The 24,647-nt window shown below is 65.8% G+C and carries 23 protein-coding genes and 1 tRNA gene; 11 read left to right on the forward strand and 13 right to left on the reverse strand.

Features of this window, described 5'->3' with window-relative positions; translation table 11 throughout:
• Nucleotides 1-167 precede the first annotated feature (167 nt).
• Nucleotides 168-3,014: a DUF349 domain-containing protein gene (locus ACLV74_RS08840; protein WP_411879013.1), complete on the forward strand. Its 2,847-nt coding sequence runs from the start codon at nt 168-170 to the stop codon at nt 3,012-3,014.
• Complete coding sequence (gene trhA, locus ACLV74_RS08845) at nt 3,011-3,688, forward strand: PAQR family membrane homeostasis protein TrhA (RefSeq protein ID WP_411879014.1); 678 nt, start codon at nt 3,011-3,013, stop codon at nt 3,686-3,688. Before ACLV74_RS08840 ends, trhA begins: the two co-directional genes overlap by 4 nt.
• A gap of 21 nt (nt 3,689-3,709) precedes the next feature.
• On the opposite strand, the gene ACLV74_RS08850 is transcribed toward trhA, so the two are convergent.
• The 10 genes from ACLV74_RS08850 to ACLV74_RS08895 all read right to left on the reverse strand — a co-directional run bounded on the left by ACLV74_RS08850 (nt 3,710) and on the right by ACLV74_RS08895 (nt 12,653).
• Nucleotides 3,710-4,315, reverse strand: coding sequence for a DUF4337 domain-containing protein (locus tag ACLV74_RS08850; protein WP_411879015.1), 606 nt, complete (start codon nt 4,313-4,315; stop codon nt 3,710-3,712).
• Between the two features lie 129 nt (nt 4,316-4,444).
• A complete protein-coding gene (locus ACLV74_RS08855) occupies nt 4,445-5,599 on the reverse strand; it encodes an ankyrin repeat domain-containing protein (RefSeq protein WP_411879016.1) in 1,155 nt (384 codons plus the stop codon).
• Nucleotides 5,596-6,192: a sigma-70 family RNA polymerase sigma factor gene (locus ACLV74_RS08860; RefSeq protein WP_411879017.1), complete on the reverse strand. Its 597-nt coding sequence runs from the start codon at nt 6,190-6,192 to the stop codon at nt 5,596-5,598. The genes ACLV74_RS08855 and ACLV74_RS08860 overlap by 4 nt, the downstream gene beginning before the upstream one ends.
• A 173-nt stretch (nt 6,193-6,365) precedes the next feature.
• The gene (locus ACLV74_RS08865) at nt 6,366-7,271 is read right to left on the reverse strand and encodes a hypothetical protein (RefSeq protein ID WP_411879018.1); all 906 of its coding nucleotides are present in this window, start codon (nt 7,269-7,271) and stop codon (nt 6,366-6,368) included.
• A gap of 120 nt (nt 7,272-7,391) precedes the next feature.
• The gene (locus ACLV74_RS08870; protein WP_411879056.1) at nt 7,392-8,165 is read right to left on the reverse strand and encodes a zinc-dependent peptidase; all 774 of its coding nucleotides are present in this window, start codon (nt 8,163-8,165) and stop codon (nt 7,392-7,394) included.
• A 49-nt stretch (nt 8,166-8,214) separates the two neighbouring features.
• A complete protein-coding gene (locus tag ACLV74_RS08875; protein WP_411879019.1) occupies nt 8,215-9,018 on the reverse strand; it encodes a UDP-2,3-diacylglucosamine diphosphatase in 804 nt (267 codons plus the stop codon).
• A gap of 8 nt (nt 9,019-9,026) precedes the next feature.
• Nucleotides 9,027-9,536: a peptidylprolyl isomerase gene (locus tag ACLV74_RS08880; RefSeq protein ID WP_411879020.1), complete on the reverse strand. Its 510-nt coding sequence runs from the start codon at nt 9,534-9,536 to the stop codon at nt 9,027-9,029.
• Nucleotides 9,537-9,562: 26 nt separating this feature from the next.
• Nucleotides 9,563-10,258 carry a peptidylprolyl isomerase gene (locus ACLV74_RS08885; RefSeq protein WP_411879021.1) on the reverse strand — a complete coding sequence of 232 codons (696 nt, stop codon included), beginning with the start codon at nt 10,256-10,258 and terminating at the stop codon, nt 9,563-9,565.
• Entirely contained in the window at nt 10,258-11,502 is a 1,245-nt protein-coding gene (locus ACLV74_RS08890) for a L,D-transpeptidase family protein (protein WP_411879022.1), read from the reverse strand. The genes ACLV74_RS08885 and ACLV74_RS08890 overlap by 1 nt, the downstream gene beginning before the upstream one ends.
• An 86-nt stretch (nt 11,503-11,588) precedes the next feature.
• A complete protein-coding gene (locus tag ACLV74_RS08895) occupies nt 11,589-12,653 on the reverse strand; it encodes a tetratricopeptide repeat protein (RefSeq protein WP_411879023.1) in 1,065 nt (354 codons plus the stop codon).
• A gap of 309 nt (nt 12,654-12,962) precedes the next feature.
• On the opposite strand from ACLV74_RS08895, the gene cysS reads away from it, so the two are divergent.
• From cysS to ACLV74_RS08925, 6 genes are all read left to right on the forward strand, one after another.
• Nucleotides 12,963-14,339, forward strand: a complete 1,377-nt coding sequence (gene cysS / locus ACLV74_RS08900) for a cysteine--tRNA ligase (protein ID WP_411879024.1) — start codon at nt 12,963-12,965, stop codon at nt 14,337-14,339.
• Nucleotides 14,340-14,385: 46 nt separating this feature from the next.
• A complete protein-coding gene (locus ACLV74_RS08905; protein ID WP_411879025.1) occupies nt 14,386-15,093 on the forward strand; it encodes a DNA-3-methyladenine glycosylase family protein in 708 nt (235 codons plus the stop codon).
• A gap of 26 nt (nt 15,094-15,119) precedes the next feature.
• A complete protein-coding gene (locus ACLV74_RS08910) occupies nt 15,120-16,097 on the forward strand; it encodes an acetyl-CoA carboxylase carboxyltransferase subunit alpha (RefSeq protein ID WP_411879026.1) in 978 nt (325 codons plus the stop codon).
• A gap of 30 nt (nt 16,098-16,127) precedes the next feature.
• On the forward strand, nt 16,128-17,087 hold the full coding sequence (gene tilS, locus ACLV74_RS08915) for a tRNA lysidine(34) synthetase TilS (RefSeq protein ID WP_411879027.1): 960 nt from the start codon (nt 16,128-16,130) through the stop codon (nt 17,085-17,087).
• 133 nt (nt 17,088-17,220) lie between these two features.
• Nucleotides 17,221-18,489: an aspartate kinase gene (locus ACLV74_RS08920; protein ID WP_411879028.1), complete on the forward strand. Its 1,269-nt coding sequence runs from the start codon at nt 17,221-17,223 to the stop codon at nt 18,487-18,489.
• 35 nt (nt 18,490-18,524) lie between these two features.
• Nucleotides 18,525-18,617: transfer RNA gene (locus ACLV74_RS08925), tRNA-Ser, on the forward strand.
• A 46-nt stretch (nt 18,618-18,663) separates the two neighbouring features.
• On the opposite strand, the gene bla is transcribed toward ACLV74_RS08925, so the two are convergent.
• Nucleotides 18,664-19,575, reverse strand: coding sequence for a class A beta-lactamase (gene bla / locus ACLV74_RS08930; protein ID WP_411879029.1), 912 nt, complete (start codon nt 19,573-19,575; stop codon nt 18,664-18,666).
• A 107-nt stretch (nt 19,576-19,682) separates the two neighbouring features.
• On the opposite strand from bla, the gene ACLV74_RS08935 reads away from it, so the two are divergent.
• Nucleotides 19,683-20,552 carry a LysR family transcriptional regulator gene (locus ACLV74_RS08935; protein WP_411879030.1) on the forward strand — a complete coding sequence of 290 codons (870 nt, stop codon included), beginning with the start codon at nt 19,683-19,685 and terminating at the stop codon, nt 20,550-20,552.
• Between the two features lie 15 nt (nt 20,553-20,567).
• Here ACLV74_RS08935 and ACLV74_RS08940 read toward each other — a convergent pair whose 3' ends face one another.
• Entirely contained in the window at nt 20,568-20,963 is a 396-nt protein-coding gene (locus tag ACLV74_RS08940) for a response regulator transcription factor (RefSeq protein WP_411879031.1), read from the reverse strand.
• A gap of 223 nt (nt 20,964-21,186) precedes the next feature.
• Between ACLV74_RS08940 and ACLV74_RS08945 the strand changes: the two genes are divergently transcribed.
• A complete protein-coding gene (locus tag ACLV74_RS08945; protein ID WP_411879032.1) occupies nt 21,187-22,086 on the forward strand; it encodes a LysR family transcriptional regulator in 900 nt (299 codons plus the stop codon).
• Nucleotides 22,087-22,209: 123 nt separating this feature from the next.
• On the opposite strand, the gene ACLV74_RS08950 is transcribed toward ACLV74_RS08945, so the two are convergent.
• Nucleotides 22,210-23,421 (reverse strand): D-amino acid dehydrogenase, encoded by a 1,212-nt coding sequence (locus ACLV74_RS08950; protein WP_411879033.1) that lies wholly within the window; start codon nt 23,419-23,421, stop codon nt 22,210-22,212.
• Nucleotides 23,422-23,705: 284 nt separating this feature from the next.
• Between ACLV74_RS08950 and ACLV74_RS08955 the strand changes: the two genes are divergently transcribed.
• Nucleotides 23,706-24,599 carry a transporter substrate-binding domain-containing protein gene (locus ACLV74_RS08955; protein WP_411879034.1) on the forward strand — a complete coding sequence of 298 codons (894 nt, stop codon included), beginning with the start codon at nt 23,706-23,708 and terminating at the stop codon, nt 24,597-24,599.
• The last annotated feature ends 48 nt before the right edge of the window (nt 24,600-24,647 follow it).

The raw sequence follows: 24,647 nt of genomic DNA on the forward strand, positions 1-24,647 counted from the left end.
AATGCTTTATTGATAAAAGCTTTTATGGGAAGGGCCAGTGCGCGCAACGCGGGTTGCGCGGCGCGGCCTCCCATCCACTCCAACACCTGCCGCCGTCCGCAAAAGCGTCCCGTTCCCAAGGGAGCCTTGCGGCTGGAGGCACTTACTTTTTGACCTTGCGCCCTCCCATGTTTAAATCTTCAAAACCCGAAACCCCCGCCGTGAAAACGCCCACCCCCAAGCAGGCGGAAGCCCATCCGCTGGACGGCCTGACCGGCGGCGCGTTTTCCGCGCCCACCTCGGGCGAGCGCACCGCACGCATCCGCACCTGGCTGGCCACCGAGCCCACGGCCGAGCAGATGGCCGAGGTCTACAAGGACCTGGCCAACCGCGACAAGGGCGCGGCCAAGCCGCTGAAGGAAAAGCTCGACGAGATCAAGCGCAGCAAGGGCCAGGAAGCGGTTGCCGCCGAATGGGCCGAAAAAGCCCAGGCCTTGCTGGCCGTGCCCAAGCTCAACCTGGCCGACGCCTTGGCCTGGCAGCGCGACGCCGCCAAGGCTGGTGCGCCGCTGTCCAAGGAGCCGCTGGCCGGCCTCAAGGCGCAACTGGCCGAACGCGTCAAGACGATTGAAGACCTGCAGCACCGCACCCAGGTGCAGCGTGAAGCCGCCGTGCTGCTGGCCCAGCGCACCGAAGTGCTGTCGCTCAAGCCCTGGCGCGATGCCGAAGCCGCCCTCGAATCCTTGCGCGGCGACGTCACGCACTGGCAGTCGCAAGCCGGTGAAATCACGCAGGACGCCAACTGGGCCAGCGTGGACGCGAAATTCCCGCCGCTGCTCGACGCGTCGCGCGCGCAGTTGCTCGCCGTGTGGGACGCTTTCCAGGGCGCGCTCGCGCAGGCCCAGAAGGCCGCTGAAGATGCTGGTGCGCCCCTGCCCGCGGTGCCTGTGTGGGCGGACGAACTGCGCGCCGCGCGCGGCCTGCCGCCCGCGGCGGGCGAGCAGCCCGCGCGCGCGCCCAAGGCCAGGATAGACCCGGCCGTGCTCAAGGACATGCGCGAGAAATCTTCCGCCATCGTGCAGGAAGCCCTGGCGCGGCTGGAGCATGAAGTCGGCGAAGGTCACGGCAAGTCCACACCCAAGGTGGCCGCCGATTTGCGCCAGGCCCTCAAGGAAAACATCCGCAACATCGACAGCAAGCTCGAAGCCGCCGCGCACGCCGCGCTCACCGCCGCCGGCGAACTCGAAGGCTGGCAGCGCTGGCGCGCCGACCAGATCCGCGAAGAGCTGGTCGTCAAGGCCGAAGCGCTCGTGGCCAAGCCGCTGGGCGGGCGCAAGCAGCAGGAAGCCCTGCGCGCCATGCGCGAGCAGTGGAAGACCAGCGACCAGGGCGGCACGCCCAACCACGCGCTGTGGAAGCGTTTTGACGACGCCTGCAACGAGGCGCACAAGGTCGTCGAAGCCTGGCTCGAGAAGGTCAAGGAGCAAAGCGAAACCGTCAAGGCCGAGCGCAAGCTGCTGATCGACGAAGTGCTGGCCTGGGCCGAAGCCAACAAGGGCAACACCGACTGGAAGCACCACATCCGCAGCCTCAACGGCTTTGTCGAGAAATGGCGCGAGGCCGGCCACCTGGGCGAAAAGGCCTTTGCCGAAATCCAGCCGGTGTGGAAGGCCGCGATGGATGCGGCCGATGCGGGCCTGACCGCCGCGCGCGCCGAAAGCGTGGCACGTCGCAAGGCCATGATTGAAGAAGCTGCCGTGCTGGGCGCCGAGCCGCAGCTGCGCATCGACGCCGTCAAGTCGCTGCAGCAGCGCTGGCAGCATGAAGCGCAGGCCGTGCCCATCGAGCGCAAGCAAGAGCAAAAGATGTGGGACGCCTTCCGCAAGCCCATCGACGACGCCTTCCAGCGCAAGACCGCCGATCGTGAAAAAGCCGCTGCGGCCCTGGGCGAATACGATCGCATGGTGCTGGACGCCTCCAAGGCCGTCGAGGCCGCCACCGCCAGCGGCGACGTGCAGAAGATCCATGCCGCCGCCAAGGCGCTGGAAGCCATCGTGCGCGGCCAGGTGCCCGTGGCCGCGGCGCCCGCCGTCGCCGCCGCTCCTGCAGCCGCGCCTGCTGAATCCACGCCTTCGGTGGAGGCCACGCTGGCCGCCGCCGGCAGCGAACCCGTTGCGCAAACTGGCGAGGCCGCCGAAGCAGCTCCCGAGCCTTCAACTGAACCTGTCGCTGAGGCAGAAGCCGCAGCTGCCGCTGAATTCGCTGAAGCGGCTGAGCCGGCCACCGCCCCCGCCGAGCCGCCACCCGCACCGAAACCCGCGCCCAAGCCCATCGTGGCACGGCGCGGCGACGACCGTCCCGGCATGAAAAAGGCCGAGCCCGCTTCGGCAGGACGCGGCGGCAAGTTCGGCGACCGCAAGGACGCGCGCCCGGGCAGCAAGCCGGGCGGCCCTCGCCAGAGCACCGACAACAAGTTCGAGCCTTACCGCCCCGACCGCGATAGCCGCGATGCCCGCCCGGGCCGTGACGACCGCGGCCCGCGCGGCAATGACCGCCCGGCCTTTGAAGAGCGCGGCCCGCGCCTGGGTGACGCGGCTTTCCGCGCCCAGCGCGAAGCCTTTGAAGCGGCCAACCAGGCCCTCAAAAAGCTCGCCATGCAGGCACACGGCGAGGTGCTGACCCACCTGCTCACCGCCTGGGAAAAGCGCGACCCTGAGCAGCTGCCGAGCGCGCAGGACCTCGGCAAGGCCGTGCCGCCCGCAGTGCGCAACCGCTGGGTGCAAGCCGTCAGCACGCCTTCGGGCAAGGATGCTTCCGAGGCACTGCTGCGCCTGGAAATCGCCGCCGAACTGCCGACGCCGGCCGAGCACATCAGCGCGCGCCGCATGCTGCAGCTGCAGCTGCTGACCAAACGCAACGCACCCGCGCCGGCCGAAACCTGGGGTGAAGACACGGCCCAGGTGCTGGCGGCCGAGTTTGACGCCGGCAACGCCAGGCGTGTGCAGAACGTGCTCAAGGCGCTGCTCAAACGATGAGCACCGTTGCCGCGGCTGTGGCGCTGCCGCAGGAGCGGCAACAGAGTTTGGGCGAAGAGATCGCCAACAGCGTCAGCCACGGCGTGGCGCTGCTCGCCGCGATGGTGGCCGCGCCCTTCCTGGTGCTGGCCAGCGTGCGGCAGGGCGATGCCATGGACATTGCGGGCGCCTCGGTGTTCGCCGCGACCATGGTGCTGCTGTATTTCACATCCATGCTGTACCACGCGTTGCCGGCGGTGCGCGCCGCGCGCGCCAAAGGCGTGTTCCAGATCCTGGACCACGGCGCGATTTATCTGCTGATCGCCGGCACCTACACGCCCTTCACGCTGGGCGTGCTGCGCGGGCCCTGGGGCTGGACGCTGTTCGGCCTGGTCTGGGCCATGGCGCTGGCCGGCGTGGCGGTCAAAGCCATGGCCGGCATCCGCTACCCGCGCGTGTCCACGGCGCTGTACCTCGCGATGGGCTGGATTGCCGTGATCGCCATCAAGCCGATGCTTGAGCTCATCCCGAACTGGGGATTGTTCTGGCTGGTGGCCGGCGGCCTTTGCTACACCCTTGGCGTGGGATTTTTCGCGACGGATTCGAGGCTGCGCTACGGGCACTTCGTGTGGCACCTGTTCGTGGCGGCCGGCACGGTGTGCCACTTTGTGGCGGTGCTGTATTACGCAGCCTAGGCCTGGGTCGGTACCGGGTTGCTAGGACAGCAGCCGGATCAATACGTCGGGGTGAATGCCCCAGCCCGCCAGGCCGGCCAGGCCCATCAACACGCCGAAACCCGTGGGCACCAGCGCCAGGAAATACAGCCACCAGAAATGGGTCAGCGCCGTGACGGCGAGCAGCGAAATGGCAATGGCCAGCAAGGCATCGGCCAGGTCGAACTGGTCGTCATGAAAATTGGCGGCGTCGTAGGCTTTCTGGTCCTGCTCGGCTTGCGTTTTCAGCTCGTCCTTTTTTCGGGCCTGCTCGGCCGCCAATTGTTCGTACTGCGCGATCGCCTTCTGGTAATTCGCCTGTTCGGACGCAGGCTGGGACGGGGCGGCCAGCCGCAGCTGCAGCAGTGTGCCTTTGGCGACTTCCTCGCGGATGTTGCGCGCCTGGTAGAAGTTCCAGTGGTCCAGCTTGTTGGCCTGTGCCTGTTGCATCGCCTGGACGATGTTGTCGTCCTTGACCTTGCAGATACCCATGAAGGTGGCCAGCAGGGCAATCGTGACGGCCACGAACTGGTTGAGCTTGCGGTACTGCGCGAAGGATGCATCGTCGGCGTCGTCGCCCTTGGCAACTTCAAGGGGATCTATATCCATGGATGGACCTGTTCGTGAAAAAGGGTTAGCGGGCAAGCGGGCTGCAATGGTACCCCGCGCCCGTCGGCCCCTGCCGATGGGCCTGCACCGGGGGATATCGTCGCGCGCTCTCGCGGCGCTGCCGCCAGTTCAGCGGGCCGCTTCAATCAGGTGGGCAATCCCGTCAAATCCCTGCCGCCGTGCATGTTGCAGCGCATTCAATCCGTCGTGGTCGATCAACGCCGTGTTGGCGCCCGCCGCCAGCAGGCGCTGAACCACGGCCGTGTGCCCCTGCATCGCGGCCAGTATCAAAGGTGTGCGGCCTGCCCCGTCGGCTGCGTTGAGCGCAGCGCCTTGCTGAAGCAGGCGCTCGAGTTGCGACAGGTTTCCCGCGCGGGCCGCGTTTTGCAGGGCGCCTGCCAGCCTGAGGGTAGCGGGCAACTCCGCGCGCGGAGGTGACGTTGGTGCGCTGAGCCTTTCCCGTTTCTGCTCCAGTGCTGCTGCGGGGGCGGGCGCAGCTGCCGCCGGTGCCGCCATGGCGGGCGCCGGCGCTGCCACGGGCGCCGGGGACTGGGCGGCTCCAGCGGCGGGCGCGGCAGCCTGCGATGGGGCTGCTGAGAGAACCCCTTGCCCGCCCGTTACGGCGTCGGCCAAGGGTGCCGACCGTGCGGACTGGGCGTTTTCCTGTGCTGGGGCGGCAGCGGCAATTGCCGGCGCCGGAGGTGGTGGTGCAGCCGGTGAAGGCGCCGCGTTTTTGAAAGAGGGTGCTGCTGCGGCTTCTGCTTCGGCCTTGGACGCTATGGCTCCCGTGGCGGAAGGCTGGGATGCGGGTTTTTCAGCGGCGGGTTTTGCCGGTGCTTTCAAGGTCGGCGGCGCGCTATCGGCTTGCTTGGCTGCAGCGTTGCGCTTGTCCGCTTGGGGTGTTGGCGGCGCAGCGGTTACCGGTGCAGGTGCAGGTGCAGGTGCAGGTGCAGGTGCAGGTGGCGCGCTCGCGCTCGGCTGGCCGAATGCGATGTCTTTTTCTTCATCAGTGCCACGGTCGAATTGCAAGACCAGCAGGCCCGTCAAACCAGCCAACGCCAGGCCGGCCAGCGCGGAGATCTTCCAGCGCGACTGGTTTGCCGCAGCAACCTTGGGTGCGTTGTCCGTAGCCGTGGGGGCCTTGCCGGCGGCGATCACCATTTGTGCGTGCGCGCGCACCGCGTCCCGCACGTGCGCGCCGGGGCGGCGCGTGTCCTGCGCGCTGGCTTCGCGGTAGCGCTGCGTCAGCTCATCGCCGGGCGGGCTGCGGTCAGGCTCTGTCATGCAAACTCCTGTAGCTGCTGGCGCAGGCTGTTACGCGCATAGCGCAGGCGGCTTTTGGCGGTCTCAAAATTCACGCCGGTGGCGGCGGCGATCTCGTCCACGCTGAGGCCGGCTTCGGCCTGGAGCAGAAAGGCTTCGCGCTGTTCATGTGGCAGACGCTCGACCGCGGCAACCAGCGCCGCGGCCTGCTCGCTGGACTCCAGCCTGCGCAGCGGGCCGAAGCCGGAGTCGGCCGCCAGCGTGTCGCCAATGCCGGGGCTGTCTTCGTCGTCGCTCCCGTCAATGCTCACATGGTTCCGCGCGGTGCGAAAGTAATCAACGAGCCGGTTGTGCGCCATGGTGAACAGCCAGGTCTTGAAGCGCGCCGAGACTGTGTAGGTGGGCGCGCTGCGCGCCACGGCGAACCACACGTCCTGCAGCAGGTCGTCAGCCGCCGCTTGCACGCGCACGCTGCGAAACACGTAACGCCACACACCGAGTTCGTGGCGCGCATAGAGCGCATCGAAAGCCGCGATGTCCCCGGCCGCAAAGCGCAGCATCAGCGATTCGTCGCTGTCTTCGGCTGCGTTGTCGGACCTCGGGGCGCTGGGCATGCGCCAGATTATCACTGCCTGGGAAGCTCCATCCAATAAGGGACCATAGGAATGCTACCCACCAGCAGGGGCCGCGGAACCGGCTTTGCCGGGCCGCAGGTGCAGCGGCCCCTCTTGTGATGAAGGGGGCAGGGAGATGCCGCAGGCTACACGCAGTGAGCAACCGTGGGGGCTCAGTACCGTGGAGGGTCCGGCACATAGGATGTGTTGCCCGATTGCGGGAAGGGATCGGGGACGGGCTTGCGCGCCACCGGATCGCGGATCACGCCTGCGGCGACCAGGTTCTCGCGGCTGTCGTAGCGGATGCGGATCACCTCGTCGGGCCGGCTTTGCAGGCGCGCGAAGCTGGTGTGCGACACCACCGAGCTTTCGCGGGCGCCGTGGCCCGTTCCGAGTTTGGGTGCCGGTAATGGTGAGGGCTGCGACCTTCTCGCGAAACCTTCCGCTGAGGCCGACGCGGGAGCTTCCGCGCCGCCGCTGATGCGGTCTGCCGGCGCGGATTTTCCGGCAGCGGGTGGTGCTGCAGCGGGCGCCGCAGGGGCTGAGGGGGCGCTGCGCAGGTTGGCGGGGGCGTCGGCTTCCCGCTCACCGAGGCTGGAATAGGCGGGCGCCTGCGCCACCGGCTCGGGCGGCCGTTCACGAAAGAGCGCCACGCCGATCACACCAACGTTGGCCGGCCTGCCGGTGCGGCCGGCGTAAGAGCCGCCGAGCGCGGAAAACTCAAACGCGGCAACTTCGCTGCTGCTTTTGCGCCAGCCCGTCACCTCGTACTGCTGCCATGGCGAAAACACGTAGCCGGTCTGGTCCCAGGCGGCGGTTTCGCCGCTGAGCACGTTGACGCCGTCCACGGCGGTCACGGCCAGCACCCGTTCGCCGAGTTTGTTGCGCACGGCAATCGCGTATCGGGCTCCGTATTGGCCGGCGACCCAGTAGTCGCCGCGGTGGTAGTAGAGCGGCAGGGTGGCGCCGGTGTTGCGGTCTGTCACGGTGACGTCGGCCAGGCGCCCGACGGCGTGCGCCGGCACGGCCCAGGCGGACAAGGCCAGCAGCAGGGTGGGGGTGAGGAAATGAGGTTTCATGGAAGCTCCGGGTGGGGGTGGAGTTCCATGAAACGAAGGAAACGGGGGAAAGGGGTTAAACGGTGGCGAAAACCGTCCCCGGACGGTTCAGGGCTTCAGCGGCCTTCCGGCTCACTCCCCTTATTTGGCGGGAATGAAAAACTTGTCGAACAGCACCGTCAAAGACGGGAAATCGACTGTGAAGCGCTCGCGATTGACGAAGTAGGCCTCGCAGGCCACGGCGAAAAACTCGGCCGGCGAGCCCGCGCCGTAGTCGTCCAGCCACGGCGGCTCGGCACCGAAGCGCCTGGCCATGGCGACTTTTTCGCAAAAACCGTCGTAGGCCGGCTGCATCACCGAGTGCCATGAGGCATGTGCACCGCGCGATGGCAGGGGCGGGCAACCGTCGGCCGCACCGTCGCGCATGTCGATTTTGTGGACGAACTCATGGATCACCACGTTGTGCCCCAGCTCGGCCGAGCTGCCCGCGGCGGCGACGTCCTGCCAGCTGAGAGTGACGGGGCCGCCCTGCATGGCTTCGCCCAGCAGGGCCTCGCTGTAGCGGTGCACCACGCCTGCCTGGTCGGTGACTTCGCGGCGCGCCAGCATGGCGCCGGGGTGGACCACGATGCCCTTGAAGTCGTCGTACCAGCGCAGGCCCAGGTGCAGTACCGGCAGGCAGGCCTGCGCGGCAATCGCGACGGCCATTTCGTCGGTGACCTTGAGCCCGTTGGCGCCGGTGAATTCCTTCTGCTTGAGGAATTTTCCGGCCAGCTCGTGCAATTGCTGCAACTCGGCCACCGGGCGGCGAGCCAGGAAGGGAAACTGCAGCAGGGTGTCCATCCACAGGGTGTCGGGAATGGTCTTGGTGGTGGGGGCGCCTGGGCGCCCCAGCGTTCGTAACCAGTTCAGCATGGGGTAGGTGTGTTCGTCGTGGGGCCGGCCGTAAAAGCGTGCATGGCGGTCAGCATAGGGCAATGCGCTGCAGCCCGCTTGCGGACAGGCGCAGCACGTCGGCACGCGGCACCGGCGCGGCCAGGTCCCAGTCGCTGAGCACCACGCGCGAGAGGCCGTCGCCCAAATCATGCAGCGCCGGTTTGTGGGTGTGGCCGTGGATCAGGGTGGCGGCCCTCGCGGCCAGCAGCCACTGGCGGGCGGCACCGGCATCAACGTCGGCATAGGATGCGCCCGACTGCTTGCGCGCCTCGCTTTGCCGGCGCAGCGCGCGCGCGATCTCCTGGCGCTCGGCCAGGGGTTTGGCCAGGAAGGCGCGCTGCCATCCGGCGCTGCGCACCTGGCGGCGAAATTCCATGTAGTCGGTGTCGTCCAGGCACAGTGCGTCGCCGTGCGACAGCAGCCAGCGCCGGCCTGAGCCGGCGGGAAACTCCAGCACGGTCGGGTCGACCAGCAGGGTGGCGTTGCACAGGTCCATCAGGGACTGGCCCACCAGGAAGTCGCGGTTGCCGTGCATGAAGAACAGCGCCAGCCGGCCGGCGGCTTCGCCCATGGCTTGCACGCAGCGCGCGTCAAAGCCGGCGTCGGGAGAGGACAGGTCTTCACCGACGGCGTCGTCGCCGACCCAGACTTCAAACAGGTCGCCCAGGATGAAGACCGCGTCGGCGGGTGTGCTTTCAAGGTAGTGCCGCCAGGCATCGAAGGTGGCGGGCTCGGCCGCCTGCAGGTGCAGGTCCGAAATGAAATCGACCGTGCGCCAGGACGGCGGCGCCAGAAGCTCCGCAATCCCGGGCACGGTCGCTAGGGTGTTCACCTGCGGCTTCAGGCCAGCGCAACGGCTTTCTGGATGATCACGTCTTCCATGGGCACGTCGTCATGAAAGCCCTTGCGGCCGGTCTTGACGGCCTTGATCTTGTCGACCACGTCGGCGCCGCCCACCACCTTGCCGAACACGGCATAGCCCCAGCCGGAGGCGCTGGGGGCGGTGTGGTTCAGGAAACCGTTGTCGGCCACGTTGATGAAGAACTGCGAGCTGGCCGAGTGCGGCGCGTTGGTGCGTGCCATGGCCACGGTGTAGTTGTCGTTCTTCAGGCCGTTGTTGGCCTCATTTTCGATTTCACCGTCCGTGGGCTTTTGCTTCATGCCGGGCTCGAAGCCGCCGCCCTGCACCATGAAGCCGGGAATCACGCGGTGGAATACGGTGTTGGCGTAGTGGCCCTTGTTGACGTAGCTCAGGAAGTTGGCGACGGTCTTGGGCGCCTTGTCGGCGTCGAGTTCGAGCGTGATGACGCCGTATTCGGCAATGTGCAGTTCGACTTTCGGGTTGCTCATGATGGTGTCCTGTAGGGGTGGGTCAATCAATTGACGAGGGTTGCTGATTTGATGATGACGGGCGTCTTGGGAACGTCCGTCGGGAAGGGGCCGGCCGCGCCGGTCGGCACCGACTTGATCTTGTTGACCACTTCCATGCCGCTCACGACCTTGCCGAACACCGTGTAGCCGTAGAGCTGGGGCGCGTTGACGAGCTGCGCGCGCGGGGTGTTTTCATAGACGCGGCCCTGGTATTCGAATTTGGGCACCGGGTCGCCGGGCGGAATGACCGTTGGATTCAGGAAGTCGTTGTCCTTCACGTTGATGAAGAACTGCGACGAAGCGGAGTTGGGGTCGTTGGTGCGCGCCATGGCCAGGGTGCCGACAACGTTCTTGGGGCCGCCTTTGGCGAGCGCCTCGCGGCCTTCATGCGGCACGGGCGGGCGGGTTTTCTTCTCGGCGTAGGTGGCGTCATAGCCGCCGCCCTGCACCATGAAGTTGCTGATCACGCGGTGAAAAATCGTGCCGTCGTAGTGCTTGTCCTTGACGTACTGCAGGAAGTTTTCAACGGTCTTGGGGGCTTTGTCGGGGTAGACCTCGACCACGAAGTCGCCTTCGGTGGTGACGAACTTGACCTTGGGTGCGGTTTGCGCGAGTGTCGGGCCGGCTGCGAAGGCCAGGCCGGTTACCACGGCTGCCAGCAAGGCGCGGCGCACGGTCAAAAAGGCGGGGTGAATTGCCATCAAATGGTTCCTTCGAAGAATATTTTCCACTGGCTGCCCTGACGGACCCAGTACTGGCGCTTGGTGCGGCCGGTCTTGGCGCCTTTGACCAGCTCGCCAAAGGTTACCACCATCGTGTCGGTGCTGTCGGTCCAGCGCAGGTAGGACACGTCCTTGAGCTGGATGTCCCGCCCGCCCAGTTGCTTGATCTCGGTCTGCAGGGCCGGCGTCCATTCGGCCAGGGTCTTGCCGTAGCTTGTGAAATCAGGCGCGTACCAGGCGGTCAGCCTGGCCATGTCGCCGCTGGTCTTGGCGCTGTGCCAGCCCTGCAGCACGTTCTCAAATGATTTGCTGTCGGCCGTGAGGGACTGAGGCGCCACCCATTTGAGGCTGTGCGCGATGACGACGGGCGTGCTGCGCACTTCGACGGTGCGGATGATGCGCTCGAGGTCGGGGTTGGCCAGCACCACGCAGCCGTCGGTGGACAGCGGCGCGCGCGAGAACTGCGTGGGCGGCGTGCCGTGCAGCCAGATGCCGCCGCCGGTCTTGCCGCGCTTGACGTCGAGCTGGTTGGGGTAATTGATCGGCAGGGCGCCGGAGCCATAGAAGTCGCGCAGCGACTTGGGGTTCAGGTTGCTGGTGATGAAGTACACCCCGAGCGGCGTGCGCAAATCGCCCTCGACGGACTTTTCAATACCGGATTTTCCGACGGAGATGTAGTAGTCGGCCACCAGCTTGATGCCGGTGGCGGTGTTTTCAAACAGGTAGAGGCGCGACCTGGAGGCATCGACGGCGATCGCATGTTTGTTGCGCGGCGACAGCGCCAGGAACTGCGAAGGCACGGTGCCGGGCGCCGGGCGCTCGCGCAGCGCGCGCAGCCGCAGCAGCGATTCCTGGCGCAACTCGGCCAGCAGCGGGGCGGCGGCTTTGCTGGCCGTGACTTCCGGTACATCGCCGGGCGCGCGCAACGGGCGCGTGAAGCCGGCCAGCAAATCGCCGTAGACCAGTTGCGCCAGCTGGAAATTGGGGTGGTCCCTGACCAGGCTTTCGGCCTTGCGCAAGGCTTCGCGCGGATTGGCCTGGCCGATCAGCTTGTAGATTTCAATCAGCCGGGCTTCGGCTTCGCCGTCGCGCGGCTCGCGTTGCTGCGCGGTAGCCGGCTTGGCGGCGGCTTGTGCGTGGGAGCGGGCTTCCGCGCGTGCGGAGGCGAGCGCCAGCACAAGGCAAGGCGCCATGAAAAAAAGGGCTGTGAGCGCCTTTTTCATACGAACTTCCACGAAAATTTCCGGCCGGCGAAGACGGGCGGGGGACGGGCTGGGCAGTGCACTTGGGTCAGGTCGGCCGCCAGCGATCAACCGCCTGTGGATTCCTTGACGATCACCCAGCGGTCACCGACCTTGGCCAGGTCCAGGGTTTTGCGGCTGGAGATGTTCAGCGAATCGGCGCTGTAGTCTTGCTTGAACCTGGCGGTGGCCTTGGCCCCTTGCACCGAGATGGCCAGGCTGGACAGCTTCACGTTGATCTTGGACTTGCCGACGATGCGCGCGCGGCGGTCTTCTTCCCAGGCCTTGCGGGCCTGCTTGCCGGGCGGGTCGAAGTTGGGGCCGTAGCTGCCGAGGTAGCCGCTCATGTCCTTGTTGGACCAGGCCTGGGCCCATCCTTTCACGGCGGCTTCGACTTCTTTCTCGGCGCCGGTGGCGGCCGGTGTTGCCGGGGCGGCAGGGGCGGCCGGCGCGGCCGGCGTTGCGGCGGGTGCTGCCGCGGCGGGAGCTGCAGGCGCGGGCTTGGCGGCGGGTGCGGGTGCCGGCGCGGCGGCCGTCACGGGGCCGGAAGCCTGGGCGCCGGCGGCGGGTTTGGCGGCGGCTTGCGGCTGTGCTTTGGGGTCGGCGGAGAACAGGTTGCGGATCAGGGCCAGCTTGGGCGGAACGGCTGCATTGCCGCCGTCAAGCTGCAGCGCTTTGCTGTAGGCCTGGCTGGCAAGGCGGGCATAGACGTCGCCAAGGTTTTCGTGCGCGGTGGCGTAGCTGGGGTTGGTCCGGATGGCCATTTCAAGCGCGGCGCGGGCCTTGTCGAACTGGCTCTGGCCGGCGTACAGCACCGCCATGTTGTTGTAGGGCTCGGGAAGCTCGGGGTAGTCTTCGGTGATCTTGGTGAAGGTGGCGATGGCTTCGTTGGTCTTGCCGGTTTCGGTCTGGATCACGCCTTTGAAGAAACGCATCTGGGGATCGCGCGGCTTGGTGGCGAGGTACTGGTCGACCTTGGCGAGTGCTTCGGGGAGCTGGCCGGCGCGCATCAGGCGGCTGACGTCGGCATAGTCGTCGGCGTGGGCTACGGACACCGACAGGGCGGCCGCCACGACCAGCATGCGCAGTGCGGCCGACAGAGGTTTGCGGATAAAGAAGCTTTGCGTGGGCATACGAACTCTCGCTATTGTTTTGAATCCCCTGGGGGCTATGTAACGGGCGGCGGGCGGAAAGTCAATATAAACAACCCGCTTTCAGGGGGGCCGGAGGCGCCGCTGAATGTTGTCCAACAGGCTGGATATACTGGCCGATTGTAGCTGAGGGGGTATAGTCCATGGCCGCCCGGATTCCGACCTTTTCTTTTTTATCCCACGTTTTTGCGCGTACGCCAATCGGCCCTTGTTCGCCCTTGCCGTCCGTGAGATAAACCTTCCTCCTGTTTCCCTGTCCGACCGACGTCGGCCCCCGCCACCCCTATTTTCATGAGCCTTCGCATTTACAACACGCTGTCGCGTGCCGTGGAAGAATTTTCCCCCCTGGAACCCGGCCACGTGCGCATGTATGTGTGCGGCATGACGATTTACGACCTGTGCCACATCGGCCATGCGCGCATGATGATGGCCTTCGACGTGGTGCAGCGCTGGTTCAAGGCCGGCGGCCTGCGCGTGACCTATGTGCGCAACATCACGGACATCGACGACAAGATCATCAAGCGCGCGGTCGAGCGCGGCATCACCATCCGGGCGCTGACCGACGAGATGATTGACGCCATGCACAAGGACATAGGCGCGCTGGGCATGGAGCCGCCGTCTCTGGAACCGCGCGCGACCGAATACGTGCCGCAAATGCTGGCCATGATCGGCACGCTGGAGAAAAAGGGACTGGCTTACCGCGGCTCCAGCGGCGACATGAACTATTCGGTCCGAAAGTTCCCGGGCTACGGCAAGCTCTCGGGCAAGTCCCTGGACGAGCTGCGCGCCGGCGAACGCGTGGCGGTGCTGGACGGCAAGGAAGACCCGCTGGACTTCGTGCTCTGGAAGAGCGCCAAGCCCACGGAGCCCGGCGACGCCAAATGGGACAGCGACTACGGCCCCGGCCGCCCCGGCTGGCACATCGAGTGCTCGGCCATGAGCTGCCAGACCCTGGGCGAGACCTTCGACCTGCACGGCGGCGGCGCCGACCTGCAGTTCCCGCACCACGAAAACGAGATCGCCCAGAGCGAAGGCGCGAACGGCAAGCCGCTGGCCCGCTTCTGGGTGCACAACGGCTTTGTGCGCGTGGACAATGAAAAGATGTCCAAGTCGCTGGGCAATTTTTTCACCATCCGCGAAGTGCTGACCCAGTACGACGCCGAGACCATACGCTTCTTCCTGGTGCGCACGCATTACCGCAGCGCCCTTAACTACAGCGACGCCCACCTGGACGACGCCCGCAACGCGCTCAAGCGCCTGTACACCGCGCTTGCCGGGGTCACGCCGGACACCGTCGCCATCGACTGGGCCGACCCGTTTGCCGCCCGCTTCAAGGCGGCCATGGATGAAGACTTCGGCACGCCCGAGGCAGTCGCCGTGCTCTTCGACCTGGCCGGCGAGGTCAACAGGACGCGGTCCACCGCGCTGGCTGGCCTGCTCAAAAGCCTGGGCGGCTGCCTGGGTCTGCTGCAGGGTGACCCGGGCGCTTACCTGCAGGCGGGCGCGGGGCTGGACGAAGCCAGCATCCAGGGCTTGATTGCCGAGCGCGCCGCCGCCAAGGCCGCGAAGAACTTCGCCGAAGCCGACCGCATTCGCCGGGATTTGCTGGCCAGGGGCGTTGTGCTCAAGGACTCCGCCGCAGGCACCACCTGGGAGGCCCAGTCGTGACGCTTGATCCCGCTGCCGGCAAGCAGTGCACCCCGAAGAAGGCGCCATGAAACAGGTCGTCAAAAGCGGCCCGGCCAGCGCCGAGCTGGCCGAGGTGCCCGGACCCGCGGCCGTGGTGCCGGCTTACTGGGCCGAGGCCTGCAAGCACCTGGTCAAGAAAGACCGGGTCATGAAGCGCCTGATCCCGCAGTTCGGCGACGCCTGCCTGCAGGCCCGCGGGGACGCCTTCGGCACGCTGGCGCGCAGCATCGTCGGGCAGCAGATTTCCGTGAAGGCCGCGCAGACCGTCTGGCGCCGCTTTGAGGTGCTGCCCAAAAAGATGACGCCGGCCAACGTGCTCAGGCTCAAGGTCGACGACATGCGGGCCGCCGGCCTGAGCGCGCGCAAGGTCGAATACCTGGTCGACCTGGCCATCAACTTCGATGCCGGCACGGTGCACGTGAAGGACTGGCAGTCCATGGACGACGAGGCCATCATCGCCGAGCTGGTGGCCATTCGCGGCATAGGCCGCTGGACGGCCGAGATGTTTTTGATCTTTTACCTGATGCGCCCCAACGTCCTGCCGCTGGACGACGTCGGCCTGATCAGCGGCATCAGCCAGAACTATTTTTCCGGCGAATCGGTCAGCCGCAGCGACGCGCGCGAGGTGGCCGCCGCCTGGGCGCCGTACTGCAGCGTCGCAACTTGGTATATTTGGCGCTCTCTGGACCCATTACCGGTCCTGGGTACCCCGACGGGTACCGAGCAGATTTAAGTTCAAGAAGCCCTGAGGAGCAGCACATGGCGAAGAAGACCTTCCTTGATTTCGAGCAGCCGATCGCGGAACTCGAAGGAAAAATTGAAGAACTGCGCTACGTACAGACCGAGTCGGCCGTCGATATTTCCGAAGAAATCGACCAGCTGGCCAAAAAGAGCCAGCAGCTCACCAAAGACATCTACAGCGACCTGACGCCCTGGCAGATCACCAAGATCGCCCGCCACGCCGAGCGTCCCTACACCCTGGACTACATCAACGAAATCTTCACCGATTTCGTGGAATTGCACGGCGACCGGCATTTTGCCGACGATCTCTCCATCGTCGGCGGCCTGGCCCGCTTCAACGGCACCGCCTGCGTGGTGCTGGGCCACCAGAAGGGCCGCGATACCAAGGAGCGCGGCCTGCGCAACTTCGGCATGACCAAGCCCGAGGGCTACCGCAAGGCGCTGCGCCTGATGAAGACCGCCGAGAAGTTCAAGCTGCCGGTGTTCACCTTCGTCGACACGCCAGGCGCCTACCCCGGCATTGACGCCGAAGAGCGCGGCCAGTCCGAAGCCATCGGCCGCAACATCTTCGAGATGGCGCAACTCGAGGTGCCCATCATCACCACCATCATCGGCGAGGGCGGCTCCGGCGGCGCGCTGGCGATCTCGGTGGCCGACCAGGTCGTGATGCTGCAGTACTCGATTTACTCCGTCATCAGCCCCGAGGGCTGCGCCTCCATCCTCTGGAAGACGTCCGACAAGGCGCAGGAAGCCGCCGAGGCCCTGGGCATCACCGCGCACCGGCTCAAGGCACTGGGTGTAATCGACAAGATCGTCAACGAGCCCGTGGGCGGCGCCCACCGCGACCACAAGCAGATGGCGGCCTTTCTCAAGCGCGCCCTCAACGACGCGTTCCGCCAGGTCAGCGACCTGAAGGTCAAGGAACTGCTGGATCGCCGTTACGAACGCCTGCAAAGCTATGGCCGCTTCACCGACACCAAGGCCGACGCGAAATAATTCGCCGGCTGCCTGCGCGCCGGGCACGGCGTGAGCGGCCCCAACCCGGCGCTGGCGGCGCTGGACTCCCTTGATCCCGTTTTACCGCTTGCCGTTGCCTACAGTGGCGGCGCCGATTCCACGGCCCTGTTGCTGGCGGCAGCGCAGCGCTGGCCGGGGCAGGTGACGGCCCTGCACATCCACCACGGCTTGCAGGCGGCCGCCGAGGAATTTGTGCACGTGTGTGAAGCCACTTGCGCGCGCCTGAACGTCCCGCTTGAAGTGCTGCGCGTGCAGGCCGGTAATGCGGCCGGCCAAAGTCCCGAAGATGCCGCGCGGCTGGCGCGCTACGCTGCCCTGGCGCAGGCGGCGGCAGACAAAAAACTCAATGCGGTGCTGCTGGGCCAGCATGCCGACGACCAGGTCGAGACCTTGCTGCTGGCCTTGAGCCGTGGCGCGGGCCTGCCGGGCCTCGCCTCCATGGCCGCGCGCTTTGAACGCGGAGGCGTGCTGTTTTTGCGGCCGCTGTTGCAGGTGCCTGCAGCGGCCCTGCGCGGCTGGCTGGTGGAGCAGCAAATCCCTTTCGTGGACGACCCGACCAACACCGACGAGCGCTACACGCGCAACCGCATACGCGCCCGCCTGCTGCCGGCGCTGGCCGAATCCTTCCCGCAGTTCCGCGAAACCTTCGCGCGCAGCGCCCAGCATGCCGCCCAGGCGCAGGCCCTGTTGCTCGAAGTCGCGCGCGAGGACCTGGCGCGCGTCGGCGTGCCACCCGCGCTCCAGGCCCTGCAGGCGCTTTCCGCGCCGCGCCAGGCGAATGTGCTGCGCCACTGGCTGCTGGAGTGCCACGGCGCCACGCCCAGCGCCGCGCAGCTCGAACAATTGCTGTCGCAGGTCGCCGCCTGCACCACGCGCGGCCACCGCATCCACCTCAAGGTGGCGACCGGCCATGTGACGCGGGCCGGCGCGGTGCTGCAGTACGCCGCCGCGGTGGATAAGCCCGGTTAACCAGGTAGTAGTCCTAGGTATAATTGAAGGCTTTGCTGGCGGCGCAAGCTCTCTATGGGCTGCTTGAACCCGCCTTCAAAGGGCGTCTGTACGATGCCCGGGTCCAAACCAACTTCCTGATTGACATCCTGCAATGGCATTGATCGTTCATAAATACGGCGGCACGTCCATGGGCTCGACCGAGCGCATCCGCAACGTGGCCAAACGCGTGGCCAAGTGGGCGCGGGCCGGCCACCAGATGGTCGTCGTCCCCAGCGCCATGAGTGGCGAAACCAACCGCCTGCTGGGCCTGGCCAAAGAGCTGGCACCCGCCAAGGCCGGTGAGGCCTACAGCCGCGAACTCGACGCCCTGGCCGCCACCGGCGAGCAGGCCTCCAGCGCGCTGCTGGCCATCGCGCTGCAGGCCGAGGGCATGCAGGCCGTGAGCTACGCCGGCTGGCAGGTCACCATCAAGACCAACAACGCCTACACCAAGGCCCGCATCGAGTCGATCGACGACGAGCGCGTGCGCGCCGACCTGGACGCCGGCAAGGTTGTCATCATCACCGGCTTCCAGGGCGTGGACGAGGGCGGCAACGTCACCACGCTGGGCCGCGGCGGCTCCGACACCTCGGCCGTCGCCATCGCCGCGGCGCTCAAGGCGCACGAGTGCCTGATCTATACCGATGTCGACGGCGTCTACACCACCGATCCGCGCGTGGTGCCCGAGGCGCGCCGCCTGCAAACGGTGAGTTTCGAGGAGATGCTGGAGATGGCCTCCATGGGCTCCAAGGTCCTGCAGATCCGCTCGGTGGAATTCGCCGGCAAGTACAAGGTGCCGCTGCGCGTGCTGTCCAGCTTCACGGAATGGGACATCGACATCAACGAAGAAGCCAAGTCTGGCACTTTGATCAGCTTTGAGGAAGACGAAAACATGGAACAAGCCATCGTATCGGGTATCGCATTCAACCGCGATGAAGCCAAAATCTCCGTGCTCGGCGTGCCCGACACCCCCGGCATTGCCTACCAGATCCTGGGCGCCGTCGCCGACGCCAACATCGAAGTCGACGTCATCATCCAGAACATCAGCAAGGACGGCAAGACCGACTTCAGCTTCACCGTTCACCGCAACGACTACGCCAAGGCCATCGACCTGCTCAAGACCCAGGTCGTTCCCAAGCTGGGTGCGCAGGAAGTCACCGGCGACGCCAAGATCTGCAAGGTCAGCATCGTCGGCATCGGCATGCGCAGCCACGTGGGCATCGCCAGCAAGATGTTCCGCGTGCTGAGCGAAGAGGGCATCAACATCCAGATGATTTCCACCAGCGAAATCAAGACTTCCGTCGTCATCGACGAGAAATACATGGAGCTCGCCGTGCGCGCGCTGCACAAGGCTTTTGACCTGGACCAGCCATCCACCTGAAAATGGCCGGCAAGTCGTGAGATAATCGATTTATTGGAAACGTGACCGAGTGGCCGAAGGTGCTCCCCTGCTAAGGGAGTATGGGGTGTAGAGCCTCATCGAGGGTTCGAATCCCTCCGTTTCCGCCAGTATTAAAAGCCGCCTTCGGGCGGCTTTTTTACGTCCGTCCAAAACTCACGGCGTCACCAAAGATGCGGCGAGCTGCCCGACCTTGGCCAATGTGGCATCGCGTTGCGCGGCGGGTTGTCGGGTGCCGGTGAGGTAGGCCGCCACCAGCAAAGGCGCGCGTCCACCGTGCGGCCACAGCAGGCCGATGTCATTGGTGGTGCCGCGGGCGCCCGTCCCCGTCTTGTCGCCGACACGCCAGCCCGCCGGCAACAGGGCGCGAAGCCGCTGGTCGCCTGTCTGGTTGCCCTGCAGCCATTGCACGATCAACTTGCGCGACGCGTCCGACAGGGCCGAACCCAGCGTGATCTTCTGCATGGTGGCCAGCATGGCCTCGGGCGTTGTGGTGTCCCTTGGGTCGCCGGGTGTGGCTTCGTTGAGCTCGGGTTCGTTGCGGTCCAGCCGCGTCACCTTGTCGCCCAGGCTGCGCAGGTAGGCCGTGAGGCCTGCCGGGCCGCCGAAGCTGGCCAGCATCAGGTTGGCGGCCGCGTTGTCGCTGAGGGTGATGGCTGCCTCGCACAGTGCCGACATGGGCAGGCCTTGCGGGCCGATGTGCTGCTGAGTCGCGGGTGAGTGCGGCAGGATGTCGCCGGCGGCGATGGGAACCCTTCGTTCCAGCTGTTCCTGGCTGGTATCCACCCGGTGCAGCACCAGGGCGGCGGCCAGCAGTTTGAAGGTACTGCACATCGGAAAGCGCTCCCCGGCGCGGTGGCCGTAGGCCGCGCCGCTGCCGGTGTCGAGGATGGAGACGCCCAACCGGCCGCCGCTGGCTTTCTCGATGGCGGCCAGGCGCCGGGTGACGGCGCTGGGGCTGGAATTTGTTGGTGTGTTGCTCGTGGCCAATGATTTCTGGGTGTAACTGGATAAAGCCGTTGCAAGCGCGAGCCCGCTCAATGCGCCTGAAAATTGCCGTCTTTGCATATGATTTCCTCTGAAAACTGATGAACAAGGCCACGACGATAACAACAGGCTGGTCATCGGACAATCGGCAATAATCAAGGCCATCCATAAGTAAATCTGGGGCTCGAATGGCAACACAGCTTCCTCTGAACGCCTTGCGCGCTTTCGAAGTGTCGGCCCGGCACCTGAGCTTTACCCGCGCCGCCGACGAACTGAACGTGACGCAAACGGCGATCAGTCAGCACGTGAAGAACCTTGAGGAGCGCATGGGTGTGGCGCTGTTCCGCCGCCTGCCGCGCGGTCTGGCATTGACCGACGAAGGCCTTGCCTTGTTGCCGGTGCTGGCGGAATCCTTCGGCCGCATGGGCTCGGTGCTGGAGCAGTTCCAGGACGGGCAATACCGCGAAGTGCTGACGGTGGGCGCCGTCGGCACCTTCGCCGTGGGCTGGCTGATTCCGCGCCTGCGGGATTTCCAGCAGACCCATCCATTCATCGACTTCCGGCTCTTCACCAACAACAACCGGGTCGACCTGGCAGGCGAGGGGCTCGATTACGCGATCCGTTTCGGCGACGGCGCCTGGCACGGCACCCAGGCCGAGCCCCTGATGATGTCGCCGCTGTCTGCCGTCTGTTCGCCCGCGATCGCCCGGCGCCTGCGCGCGCCCGCCGATCTTGCGAAGGAACTGCTGTTGCGTTCCTACAGGGCCGACGAATGGGCGCGCTGGTTCGCTGCGGCCGGCGTGGACTGTCCGCTGGTCAGGGGCGTGGTGTTTGACTCTTCCCTGACCATGGCCGAGGCGGCTGCGCAAGGGGCAGGTGTGGCCTTGTTGCCGGTGAACATGTTCCCGCGCGAATTGCAGGGCGGGCGCCTGGTGCGGCCCTTCGCGGTGGAAATCGAAACCGGCGGCTACTGGCTGACCCGGCTCAAATCGCGAAGGGTCACGGCGGGCATGCGGATTTTCAGGGAATGGCTGTTGGGCGCTACGGCTGCTTCGTAGCCACGCCCGGGCGCATCACCACTGCGTGGAGCCCGCAACCCGTTCGACTTCTTCCAGCGCGTAGCGGGTGAACTCTTCAATCTCGTTGGACTTGTCGAACACCGCATCGGCGCCTATGGCCAGGCAGCGTTCACGCACGGCTGGCGTCGCGTAGTTGGTGAGCACAATCACCTTCTGCCGCAAGTCCCGCTCGCGGCAGTTCATCACCACGCCCAGGCCGCTTCCTTTGAGCAGGAACATGTCCACGATGGCGAGGTCCCATGAACCCTTGTTCTGGTTCAGCCATTGGACGGCCTCGTCTTCGGTGCTGGCCCAGCCCACCACCCGGGCGCGCGCCAGTTCTTCCAGCCACTCCGCAAGGCTGTCGCGGATGACGGGGCTGTCTTCAACCAGGTAGATTCTGAGACGCATGCAGCTTTGGGGATTCAGGCCGTAAGAATACGCAGCAGTTTACTGAGCGAATGCCGGTTTGCGACTCGGGAAAAACGTGAGCCCGGGATTTTGAAGCAAAGCGTGAATAATGCCCAAGCTGCGCGCCGGATGAGTGCCTGCTCCGGGCCGAAGACGGTCGCAAAGCTCGCGTTCGCCATAATCCGCCGTGTTGCCCCGCTGAAAACAGAGGACCGGATTCACCATGCGATTGCGCCACATCGAAGTCTTTAACGCCGTCATGCTGACCGGTAGTGTGAGCGGGGCCGCTCGCCTCATCAACGTCACCCAACCCGCCGTCAGCCGCATCCTGCAGCACGCGGAATTGCAACTGGGCTTTGCGCTGTTCCAGCGCAGCAAGGGCCGGCTGACGCCGACCTCCGAAGCGCTGACGCTGTATCCGCACATCGAGCGCCTGTTCGCGCAACTCGACGAGGTGCAGCGCCTGGCCGCCAACCTCAAGACTGGCGACAGCGCCAGAGAGTTGCGCATTCTCACAGTGCTGGCGTTGAGCTACGAAATCCTGCCGCACGCCATCAAGCTGTTTCGCGTCAAGCATGCCGACGTGGCCATCACCTTGCAGGCCCTGCATTCGCCCCAAATCGTCTCGGCACTTGCCTTGCAGGAGGCCGACGTCGGTTTTCTCTTCAGCCCGGTCGCGCATTCGGCGCTGGCGCAGGAACACCTGGCCGACGGCCGCATGGTGTGCGTGGCGCCCAAGGGCATGCTGGCGGCGCGCCTGGTCAAGCGCGGCAGTGTCACGCTGGCCGACCTGACCAGGGTGCCCGTGGTGGGGCTGGACGTCCTGGACCCGGTGGGCCGCACCCTCAACCAGGCCTGCCGCGAGGCCGGCGTGGGCCTGGAATTCCACATCACCGTGCAGACTTACCATTCGGCCCTCGCGCTGGCCCACCACGGGCTGGGCATCGCCGTGATCGACACCTGCACCGCGGCATCGGCCGACCTGACGCGGGTGGACGTGCTGGAACTGGAGCCGCTGATTCCCGTTCCCATCAAGGCCTTGCTCCCGGCCGGCAAGCCCGGCTCGGTGGCGGTCAGGGCCTTTGTGCGCTGCTTCCAGCAGGCCTTGACGCAACGCGCCTGAAACCCCAGGTGCGGCCTGCTGGTCTCTTCGCAAGTAACAGCGCGGAACCGGCTTTGCCGGGCCGCTGCTGTTGCCCCCTGCGGGGGGATCCGGCTACACAAAGTGAGCCGAGAAGGGGGTAGCTTACCCCGCGATCATGCGGCTGATGCGCTGCGCCGAGCCAAATGCCAGGGTGAAACCCAGCGCACCGTGGCCGGTGTTGAACAGCAGGTTGTCCGGGCCCTTGGCATGGCGGCCTATCACCGGCAGGCCGGTGGGCGTGGCCGGGCGCATGCCCGCCCAGGGATTCAATTCGTCAAAGCGGCTGCAGGCGGGGAAGACCGTCCGGGTCGAGGCCTCCAGCGACGCGATCTGCGCAGGGTCTACGGCCACGTCGTAGCCCGAGAGTTCGGCCATGCCGGCCACGCGCAGCCGCGAACCTATGCGGGCGAACACAACCTTGCGCGCGCTGTCGGTCACGCTGACCGTAGGCGCCGCGCCGGCTTCGGGGTCGACGTCCACCGTGATGCTGTAGCCCTTGAGCGGGTAGACCGGCAGGTGCAGGCCCAAGCCTTGCGCCATCAGGGCGGAGCCCGCGCCCAGCGCCATCACGAAGCGGTCGGCTTCAACGTGGCCTTGCGGTGTGGCGACGGCGGCGATGGAATTGCCGCTCTGCACCAGCTGTTGGACCGGCGTATCCAGCAAAAACCGCACACCCATGCGCTTTAGGACCACGAACAGGGCGTCGCACGTTTTCTGGCAGTCGGCGGCGCATTCGCCCGGCGTGTAGATGGCGCCGGCGATCTGCGCGTGGCGGCTTTTCAGCGCGGGCTCTATCTCCACGCAGCGATCGGCGTTGACGGCCTCCTGGCTGCTGCCCAGTTCGCGCTGCAAAAGCATTTGCCGCCTGGCGCCAGCGAACGCGGCCTCATCGGAATACAGCACCAGCTTGCCCGTGGCGGAGAAATCGTTATCGAGTTGCTCCTCGGCCATCATCGCGTCGAAAGACTGGCGGCTCAGCGCCGCCAGCGACAGCAGCTGGCCCGTGGTGTCCCGCGAGGTCTTGCTGTTGCAGGCGGCCAGGAACTGCAGTCCCCACAGCCACTGGCGCACATCCAGGCGCGGGCGCAGCTTGAGCGGAGAGGAGGGCGACAGCAGCAGCTTGGGCAATTGCCGCCAGATGGCCGGGTCGGCCAGCGGCTGGACGTAGGAGTAGCTCAACTGGGCGCCGTTGCCGCCGCTGGCGCCGCTGCCGGGGCCGGCCCGGTCCACCACCGTGACCTCATGGCCGGCGCGCCGCAAGCCGTAGGCGCTTGCCAGTCCCACGATGCCGGCACCGAGCACGCACACATGCATAAAAACCTTTGTCTTTGTAGTAGATGGAATACGCGCCACTGTACGTAGCGCATCCGTTTTTGAACAATGCTGAATTCGCCCAGGGCCATGACCTGCGGTTATGGCTTTACCGGGCGGTTAACGCGCAGGGAAAGCCGTTCTGGGTAAACCATGAGTTTTCGTCATGGGTTTGCCGTGAAAATGAATGGCACGTATCGTGCTCGTGTTCCTACACTAGCGATGCCGGTTCCTCCTGCATCCAGTTTTTCCCGAAACTACCAACCACTGCCCCCGAAAGGACAAGCATGAAATTCTCGACACTCATGACCGCCGTGCTGCTGACAGCCGGCCTGGCCACCACCGCAGGTGCGCAGACCGTGCCGACGCTGAAGAAGATCGCCGACAGCAACAAGATCACCGTGTCTTACCGCGAGGCGTCAGTGCCGTTCAGCTACCTGATCGGGTCCAAGACCTCCATCGGTTTTTCCGCAGAACTGACCGAAGCCATCATCGACGACGTGCGCAAGAAGGTGAAGAAGCCCAACCTCGAAGTCGCCTATATGCCCGTGACCTCGCAGAATCGCATCCCGCTGCTGGTCAACGGCACCTATGACATCGAGTGCGGCTCCACCACCAACAACACCGCGCGCGGCAAGGACGTGGCTTTCGCCATCAACCATTTCTATACCGGTACGCGCCTGCTGGTCAAAAAATCGTCCGGCATCAAGAACTACGCCGACCTGGCCAAGAAAACCGTGGCCAGCACGACGGGCACCACCAACGCCCAGGTGATCCGCAAGTACAGCGCCGACAAAAAGCTGGACATGCAGCTGATCCTCGGCAAGGACCATGACGACTCGCTGCTGCTGGTCGAGAACGACCGCGCCGTGGCTTTTGCCATGGACGACATCCTGCTGTTCGGCCTGAGGGCCAACTCCAAAGACCCTGCGTCGCTGGAAGTCGTGGGCGACTCGCTGCAAGTCGAGCCCTATGCCTGCATGCTGCGCAAAGACGATCCGGAGTTCAAGAAGCTGGTCGACGGCACCATCATCCGCCTGATCAAGTCGGGTGATTTCGCCAGGATGTACGCCAAGTGGTTCACCTCGCCGATTCCTCCCAAGGGCGTGAACCTGAACCTGCCCATGAGCGAAGACCTCAAGGCCAATCTCAAGGCGCTGAGCGACAAGCCGGCGATGTAAGTCCCGCTCGGGGAGCGCCGCTGCGCCGCTCCCCGTTGATGGCTTGCA

The sequence above is a fragment of the Polaromonas sp. YR568 genome (assembly GCF_943369415.1).
GTDB lineage: Bacteria > Pseudomonadota > Gammaproteobacteria > Burkholderiales > Burkholderiaceae_C > Polaromonas.

Excerpts from the sequence above, each read along its gene's own strand:
- ACLV74_RS08870 (WP_411879056.1), bottom strand. The coding sequence starts at position 8,165 with ATGCTGAACTGGTTACGAACGCTGGGGCGCCCAGGCGCCCCCACCACC.
- ACLV74_RS08885 (WP_411879021.1), bottom strand. The coding sequence starts at position 10,258 with ATGGCAATTCACCCCGCCTTTTTGACCGTGCGCCGCGCCTTGCTGGCA.
- ACLV74_RS08910 (WP_411879026.1), top strand. The coding sequence starts at position 15,120 with ATGGCGAAGAAGACCTTCCTTGATTTCGAGCAGCCGATCGCGGAACTC.
- ACLV74_RS08890 (WP_411879022.1), bottom strand. The coding sequence starts at position 11,502 with ATGAAAAAGGCGCTCACAGCCCTTTTTTTCATGGCGCCTTGCCTTGTG.
- ACLV74_RS08865 (WP_411879018.1), bottom strand. The coding sequence starts at position 7,271 with ATGAAACCTCATTTCCTCACCCCCACCCTGCTGCTGGCCTTGTCCGCC.
- ACLV74_RS08935 (WP_411879030.1), top strand. The coding sequence starts at position 19,683 with ATGGCAACACAGCTTCCTCTGAACGCCTTGCGCGCTTTCGAAGTGTCG.
- cysS (WP_411879024.1), top strand. The coding sequence starts at position 12,963 with ATGAGCCTTCGCATTTACAACACGCTGTCGCGTGCCGTGGAAGAATTT.
- ACLV74_RS08945 (WP_411879032.1), top strand. The coding sequence starts at position 21,187 with ATGCGATTGCGCCACATCGAAGTCTTTAACGCCGTCATGCTGACCGGT.
- ACLV74_RS08955 (WP_411879034.1), top strand. The coding sequence starts at position 23,706 with ATGAAATTCTCGACACTCATGACCGCCGTGCTGCTGACAGCCGGCCTG.
- ACLV74_RS08940 (WP_411879031.1), bottom strand. The coding sequence starts at position 20,963 with ATGCGTCTCAGAATCTACCTGGTTGAAGACAGCCCCGTCATCCGCGAC.
- ACLV74_RS08905 (WP_411879025.1), top strand. The coding sequence starts at position 14,386 with ATGAAACAGGTCGTCAAAAGCGGCCCGGCCAGCGCCGAGCTGGCCGAG.
- ACLV74_RS08895 (WP_411879023.1), bottom strand. The coding sequence starts at position 12,653 with ATGCCCACGCAAAGCTTCTTTATCCGCAAACCTCTGTCGGCCGCACTG.
- ACLV74_RS08855 (WP_411879016.1), bottom strand. The coding sequence starts at position 5,599 with ATGACAGAGCCTGACCGCAGCCCGCCCGGCGATGAGCTGACGCAGCGC.
- ACLV74_RS08950 (WP_411879033.1), bottom strand. The coding sequence starts at position 23,421 with ATGCATGTGTGCGTGCTCGGTGCCGGCATCGTGGGACTGGCAAGCGCC.
- ACLV74_RS08840 (WP_411879013.1), top strand. The coding sequence starts at position 168 with ATGTTTAAATCTTCAAAACCCGAAACCCCCGCCGTGAAAACGCCCACC.
- ACLV74_RS08880 (WP_411879020.1), bottom strand. The coding sequence starts at position 9,536 with ATGAGCAACCCGAAAGTCGAACTGCACATTGCCGAATACGGCGTCATC.
- ACLV74_RS08920 (WP_411879028.1), top strand. The coding sequence starts at position 17,221 with ATGGCATTGATCGTTCATAAATACGGCGGCACGTCCATGGGCTCGACC.
- bla (WP_411879029.1), bottom strand. The coding sequence starts at position 19,575 with ATGCAAAGACGGCAATTTTCAGGCGCATTGAGCGGGCTCGCGCTTGCA.
- ACLV74_RS08860 (WP_411879017.1), bottom strand. The coding sequence starts at position 6,192 with ATGCCCAGCGCCCCGAGGTCCGACAACGCAGCCGAAGACAGCGACGAA.
- trhA (WP_411879014.1), top strand. The coding sequence starts at position 3,011 with ATGAGCACCGTTGCCGCGGCTGTGGCGCTGCCGCAGGAGCGGCAACAG.
- ACLV74_RS08850 (WP_411879015.1), bottom strand. The coding sequence starts at position 4,315 with ATGGATATAGATCCCCTTGAAGTTGCCAAGGGCGACGACGCCGACGAT.